Source organism: Dietzia sp. DQ11-71 (assembly GCF_014144995.1).
GTDB lineage: Bacteria > Actinomycetota > Actinomycetes > Mycobacteriales > Mycobacteriaceae > Dietzia > Dietzia kunjamensis.
This window is the reverse complement of sequence record NZ_JAALDT010000045.1, coordinates 1-6,086: the sequence shown is the minus strand read 5'-3', so window position 1 is coordinate 6,086 and position 6,086 is coordinate 1. Positions and strand designations below refer to the sequence as shown.

The window sequence follows — 6,086 nt, the reverse complement described above, 5'->3', positions numbered from 1 at the left end:
GCCCGGTGGAGTGGCGCGTTCGACCCGCGCACGCCGCCGAGGCTGGCCCGCGACTGTCGCGACGCCTATGCCGGGAACGTCCCGGTCGACGACCCGGGGGTCTCACCCGCCCGGCGCCCCCTCGACGCGTCGACGCCACCGACCGCGATCGTGTGCGGCGGCGACGACTTCGTGGTCGACGACGTCCGCCGCTTCGTCGAGGCCAGTCGCTCGCGTGGCGCGACGATCGACCTGAGGGTCTGGCCCGGGATGATCCACTGCTTCCCGGTCGTGGCGGGCACCCCGGAGGGCGCCTCAGCGCTGGCCGTGCTCGCGGTCCACATCGGGAACGCGGTCGCCGGCGCCTCGGATCCCCGACGGGAGGACTGATGGGGTCGGGGATCGTGACGACCGCCTGCGGCGTATTGCTCGTGGAGATCGGTGCGGGCGTCTGAAGCGGGTAAGCCCAACCTATGGTCTGCAGGTGGCGGGCGGTAGCGCCGCCCGGCGTAGGGCGCCTGCGGCGAATCACGACAAATGCGCTGGCCAGACAGGGGACGGGGCGGGTGGAACAAGTTATAGTTCTGCTCATGAGTCTCGCGCCCGGAACACCCGCACCCGATGTCTTCAGCCCCGGCAAGATCGGCAACGTGACACTGCGCAACCGCATCGTCAAGGCCGCGACCTTCGAGGGGCGCTGTCCCAAGGGGCGCATCACCGACGAGCTCATCGAGTTCCACGCCGAGTACGCGCGCGGCGGCGTGGGCATGACGACCGTGGCCTACCTCGCGACCTCCCCCGAGGGCCGCACCGACAAGCACCAATACCACTGGGGAATGGACGACGGTGGCATGCTGCGCAAGCTCACCGACGCCGTGCACGCCGAGGGCGCCGCGATCTCCGCCCAGGTCGGTCACGCCGGGGCCGTCGCCAACGGGTCGTCCAACGGGCTGCCCCCGCTCGGGCCGTCCCGGATCCCGGCGCCCACCGGCCTGGCGATCACCAAGGCGTGCACGGAGGCGGACATCGACCGGATCGTGTCCGACCACGTCCGCGCCGCCCGCGGTGCGTAGGAGGCCGGTTTCGACGCCATCGAGGTGCACTTCGGTCACAACTACCTCGTCAGCGAGTTCCTCAGCCCCAAGCTCAACCGGCGCAAGGATTCCTACGGCGGATCGCTGGAGAACCGCGCCCGCTTCGCCCGCCGCATCGGCCGCGCCATCCGCGACGCCATGGGCGACAAGATCGCGGTGACGATCAAACTCAACATGGACGACGGCGTGCCCGGTGGGTTCTGGATCGACGAGGCCCGCCAGGTCGCCCAGTGGCTCGAGCAGGACGGCTCCGCCGACGCGCTGGTGATGACAGTCGGCAGCTCCCTGCTCAACCCCATCTACCTGTTCAAGGGCGCCGCGCCCCTGGAGGAGTTCGCCGCCACCCAGCCCGCGGTGATCAAGATGGGCATGAAGGTCGTGGGTCCGAAGATGTTCAAGGAGTACCCGTACACCGACGCGTACATGTTCGACGACGCCCGGCAGATCCGCGAGGCCGTGGACCTGCCGATGATGCTGCTCGGCGGGATCGTCGACCGGCCGTCCATCGACAAGGCGATGGGGGCCGGTTTCGAGTTCGTCGCCATGGGCCGAGGCCTGCTGCGTGAGCCCGACCTGCCCAACAAGCTCAAGGAGGACGACCGGCGTCGGTCGCTCTGCGTGCACTGCAACCGCTGTATGGCCACCATCTACAGCGGCAGCCGCTGCGTGCTGCGCGAGTACGTCCCGCCGATCCCCGCCCGCGGCGGCCACGACACCCTCCAGGCGACGAGCCCCACGCCACCCGTGTAGAGCGGACGCGCCCGCCCGTCCCCGCCTCACGTGCCCCGTCGGGCCGCTACGGTGATCACATCGGGTGGCCCGCCGCTTTTCGATCCGGGCCCGGACGTGGGGGAGTAGATGTCGAGGCGACGGATCAAGAACTACCGGGGCAGGGTCTGTGTGGTGACCGGCGCGGCCAGTGGGATCGGTCGCGCGGCGGCCCTCCGGCTCGCGGATGAGGGCGCCCGCTTGGTGCTCACCGACCTCAACGCCGAGGGGCTGGCCTCCGCCGAGCAGGCCTGCCGGGACGCCGGTGCGGCCGTGCTCGTGGCCGAGGCGCTCGATCTCACCGACCACGAGGCCGTGATGGCGTTCGGGGCGCGCGTCGTGGCCGACAGCGGTGCGCCCGACGCGATCTTCCACGTGGCCGGCAACTCGGCCTGGGGCCGCCCGGATCTGCTCGAGCACCGGATCTGGCGGTCGATGGTCGAGGTCAATCTCATGGGCACCATCCACGTGGTGGAGGCGTTCGTGCCCGCGATGATGACCGCCCGCAAGCCCGCCGCGCTCGTCCTGGTCTCGTCCGCCGCCGGTCTGCTCGGCCTGCCGTGGCACGCCGCCTACAGTGCCGCCAAGTTCGGGATCCGCGGCGTCGCCGAGGTCCTGCGCTTCGACCTGGCGCCGTACGACATCGGCGTGCACCTCGTCTGCCCCGGCGGCGTCGACACCCCGCTCGTGGAGACCGTCGAGATCGCGGGCGTCGACAGGTCCGATCCCGAGGTGGCCAGGACCGTCGACCAGTTCCGGCGCCACGCGGTCACCCCGGACCAGGCCGCCGAGAAGATGCTCGAGGGCGTGCGCAAGGGGCGCTACCTCGTCTACACCTCCCCGGACGTCCGCATCGGCTTCGCCGCGCAGAAGTTCGCCCCGCCGCTCTACCGGATCGCGATGACGGCCCTCCACCGCCGACTCGCCAAGGCCGGCCGGGGCATCCTCCCGTGAGGGGGATGGAGACCCTCCGGGACGCCGCGATCCTCCTGGCCCGTGTCGGGCTCGGGGTGGTGTTCGCGGCCCACGGGTGGCAGAAGTTCTTCACCCTCGGCCTGAGCCGGGTGGCCGAGCAGTTCTCGAGCTACGGCATCCCGCAGCCGGCCGTCACCGCCGCGATCGTCGCCGGGGTGGAGTTGGTGGCGGGGGCCGCCCTCATCGCCGGGCTCCTCACCCCGCTCGCGGGCATCCTGCTCGGCGTGGACATGGCCGGCGCGTTCTACTTCGTCCACGCCACCAACGGCCCGTTCATCACGCAGAACGGCTGGGAGCTCGTGGTGGCGCTCGGGGTGGGGGCGCTGCTCGTGGCGGCGGTCGGCGCCGGCCGGTTCAGCATCGACAGGGTACTGGGCGGCTAGCGCCGACCGGGCGGGAACGGCTGTCGCCGCCCGGGCCTCACCCCGAGGCCATCGCGCGCATCGCGGACACCGGGAGGCCGTCCGGGTACGGGGCGTCGATGCCGGACTCGTCGAAGGCGTTGCGGATGCGGCGCCGCAGCTCCCGCTCGGTGGCCCACTGGGTGTTGGCCTGCGTCACCGCGGTCATCCGCAGGGACCAGAAGTCCGCGTCCAGCGCGTTCACGCCCTGGAGCTCCGGGCCCGAGATGAGGTTCGAGGCGATCGGCTCCTCGGCCGCCGCCTGCCTGGCGGTCTCGATGGCCACGGTGCACGCCCGGTCGACGTCGGCGGTGTAGGACACGGGGATCTCGAGGAACGCGACGCCGAAGTCCTGGCTGTAGTTCCCGACCCGGGCGATGTCGCCGTTGCGGCAGTACCAGAGCGTCCCGTGCAGGTCCCGCAGTGAGGTGACGCGCAGTCCCACGTGCTCGACCGTGCCCTCGGCCTCGCCCAGGTCGACCCAGTCACCGACGCCGTACTGGTCCTCGAAGAGCATGAACAGACCGGAGAGGAAGTCCCGGACGAGGGCCTGGGCGCCGAAGCCCAGCGCGACGCCGACGATCCCGGCGGACGCGATGAAGGGCGCCACGTTGACGCCGACGATGGCCAGGGTCTGCAGCACCACCCACACGAGCACGGCGAACGAGACGATCGACTTGAGCACCGACCCGATGGTGGCCATCCGCTGTGCCCGCCGTTCCGCGCGTCGATGCTCGGTCCGCACGTGCTCCGCGGAGCGTCGTCGACTGTTCTTCTTCAGACTCGCGGCGGTGAGACCGCCACTCTCGTCGGCGGTGACCTCACCGCGGTCGCCGTCGGGGTCGAGTTCGACCGTGTGCGCGCCGGCGCGCCGGTCGGCCCGTTCCTGTCGGCTGCGCCGCCACGAGGACGGGGACGCGTTCTTCGATGGGGCGGTGATCCGGTCGATGCCCCGGTGGAGCACCCACCGCACCAGCAGCGCCAGCACGAGGTACAGGGCGATCATGGCCGGCTTCTCGACCAGCCACTGTTGGGTCACGTCGCTCATCGGGAGATCGGCGAAGGGAAGGGATAGCTCGTTCACTGCCGCCACGGTACTGACCGCACACCGTCGGCGACACCTCGTCCCCGGCCGCGGGGCGCGGGGATCAGGCGGCGCCGAGCCGGTGATCAGCACATGCTCAGGGGGCGGGATCCACGTGCGGGTGGGGACCTCGCGGGGGCGACTGCGCTAGCGCCAGGAAGGTAGCCAGAGCTGGTGACTCCACTCGGTCTGGGTGATGGGCATCCCCGAGAGGATGGGCAGCGCGTAGATGAAGTTCACCACGACCAGCGCGAGGTACAGGCTGACGATCGCACGACCGATGAGTTGCCGCCGGGGGGAGTCGGTGGCCCTGCCGGCGATCTCGCCCAACACGAGCGCGATCATCATGACGAAGAACGGCGCCATGACCGAGGCGTAGAAGAAATACATCTGGCGGTCGTGCTGGAAGAACCACGGCAGATAGCCGGCCATGTAGCCCACCAGTGGGAACGCGTAGCGGCCGTCACGGCAGATGACTGCGCGCCAGAACGCCCACGCCAGGACGGGGACGGCCAGCCACCAGATGGCGGGGGTCCCCAGGAGCATGATCGCGCGCACGCACGAGGTCTCCCCGCAGCCGGCGATGCCCTCGCCCTGCTCGACGTAGTAGAGCATCGGTCGCAGGCTCATGGGCCAGGTCCACGGCTTGGACTCCCAGGGGTGCCGGTTCCCGGCGGAGGTGGTCAGCGTGGAGTGGAAGTCCAGGACCGACGACTGGTAGTACAGCCACGACTGCACCGAGTCGGGCAGCCAGTTGTCCTCGACCTCGTCGCCCACGACGTGCCGGTACACGGAGTTCTCGTTCGCGAACCAGGGCAGCCACGTGAACATGTGCAGGATCGCCGGCCAGAGGACGAGGGTGAGGAAGGCCGGCACCGCGTCGCGCAGCAGTGCGCCCGCGAGGGGGCGCTGGACCCCGTAACGGCTGCGCAGAGCCCAGTCCCACGCCACGGTCATCACACCGAAGAAGGCGATGAAGTACAGGCCGGACCACTTGACCCCGAGGGCGAGGCCCAGCATGACGCCGGCTGTGAAGCGCCACCAGCGGAATCCCAGTCGCGGTCCCAGGCTCGACAGGTGGAGCCTGCCCTCGAGGGCGGTCCGGTGCATGCGGGCGCGCATCTGGTCGCGGTCCACCAACAGGGCGCCGGCGGCCGCGACGACGAAGAGCACCTGGTAGATGTCCAGCATGCCGATGCGGGAGGTCACGAAGCTGACGCCGTCGAGGCACAGCAGCAGCCCGGCGACGAGGCCGAGCTGGGTGGACCGGGTCAGGCGCCGGGTGATGCGCATGACCATGAGCACCACGAGCACCCCGGCCAGGGCCGCGGTGAACCGCCAGCCCAGGGGGGAGTAGTCGAAGAGCATGCCGCCGATGGACTGGATCTGCTTGGCGACGGGCGGGTGGACGACCAGGCCGTAGGCGGGATTCTCCTCGATGCCGAGCTGGGCGACGTTGTACGACTGCGGTGCGTAGTGCTTCTCGTCGAAGACCGGGGTGCCCTTGTCCGTGGCCGAGGTCAGGCCCCAGAAGCGGGAGAGGAACGCCAGGACCAGGATGACGCCGGTGGCGATCAGGTCGCGGGTCGTGTCGACCGGACCGGTGTCGGGGGCGGGCAGCGGGCGTCCTGGTGAGCGCACGCCGATGGTCGAGGTCACAGGCAGAGCATAGTGGGGGCCGTGCGCCGGGTGGGGATGCGCCCGGCCACCGATAGGGTGGTCGTCATGACGTCCGGACGTGTCGTGTTGGCGGCCACCCCCATCGGGAACCCGGCTGACGCCTCG

5 protein-coding genes and 1 pseudogene are annotated in these 6,086 nt (G+C 70.6%); 4 read left to right on the top strand and 2 right to left on the bottom strand.

Translation table 11 applies throughout. The features are described 5' to 3' along the window. From G6023_RS01845 to G6023_RS01830, 4 genes and pseudogenes are all read left to right on the top strand, one after another. The coding region (locus G6023_RS01845; protein ID WP_182633934.1) for an alpha/beta hydrolase at positions 1-369 on the top strand (369 nt) is incomplete at its 5' end. Between the two features lie 200 nt (positions 370-569). Next, a pseudogene (locus G6023_RS01840) lies at positions 570-1,823 on the top strand (NADH:flavin oxidoreductase). 108 nt (positions 1,824-1,931) lie between these two features. Continuing rightward, on the top strand, positions 1,932-2,795 hold the full coding sequence (locus tag G6023_RS01835; protein WP_182633933.1) for an SDR family oxidoreductase: 864 nt from the start codon (positions 1,932-1,934) through the stop codon (positions 2,793-2,795). A gap of 5 nt (positions 2,796-2,800) precedes the next feature. After that, positions 2,801-3,199 carry a DoxX family protein gene (locus G6023_RS01830; RefSeq protein ID WP_096907104.1) on the top strand — a complete coding sequence of 133 codons (399 nt, stop codon included), beginning with the start codon at positions 2,801-2,803 and terminating at the stop codon, positions 3,197-3,199. 37 nt (positions 3,200-3,236) lie between these two features. Here G6023_RS01830 and G6023_RS01825 read toward each other — a convergent pair whose 3' ends face one another. Both G6023_RS01825 and G6023_RS01820 read right to left on the bottom strand, forming a co-directional pair. Continuing rightward, complete coding sequence (locus G6023_RS01825; RefSeq protein WP_182633935.1) at positions 3,237-4,265, bottom strand: mechanosensitive ion channel family protein; 1,029 nt, start codon at positions 4,263-4,265, stop codon at positions 3,237-3,239. Between the two features lie 183 nt (positions 4,266-4,448). Then, positions 4,449-5,960 (bottom strand): dolichyl-phosphate-mannose--protein mannosyltransferase, encoded by a 1,512-nt coding sequence (locus tag G6023_RS01820; protein WP_120283937.1) that lies wholly within the window; start codon positions 5,958-5,960, stop codon positions 4,449-4,451. Positions 5,961-6,086 lie beyond the last annotated feature (126 nt).

Coding starts and splice junctions, on each gene's coding strand:
- G6023_RS01830 (WP_096907104.1), top strand. CDS start 2,801: ATGGAGACCCTCCGGGACGCCGCGATCCTCCTGGCCCGTGTCGGGCTC.
- G6023_RS01825 (WP_182633935.1), bottom strand. CDS start 4,265: ATGAGCGACGTGACCCAACAGTGGCTGGTCGAGAAGCCGGCCATGATC.
- G6023_RS01835 (WP_182633933.1), top strand. CDS start 1,932: ATGTCGAGGCGACGGATCAAGAACTACCGGGGCAGGGTCTGTGTGGTG.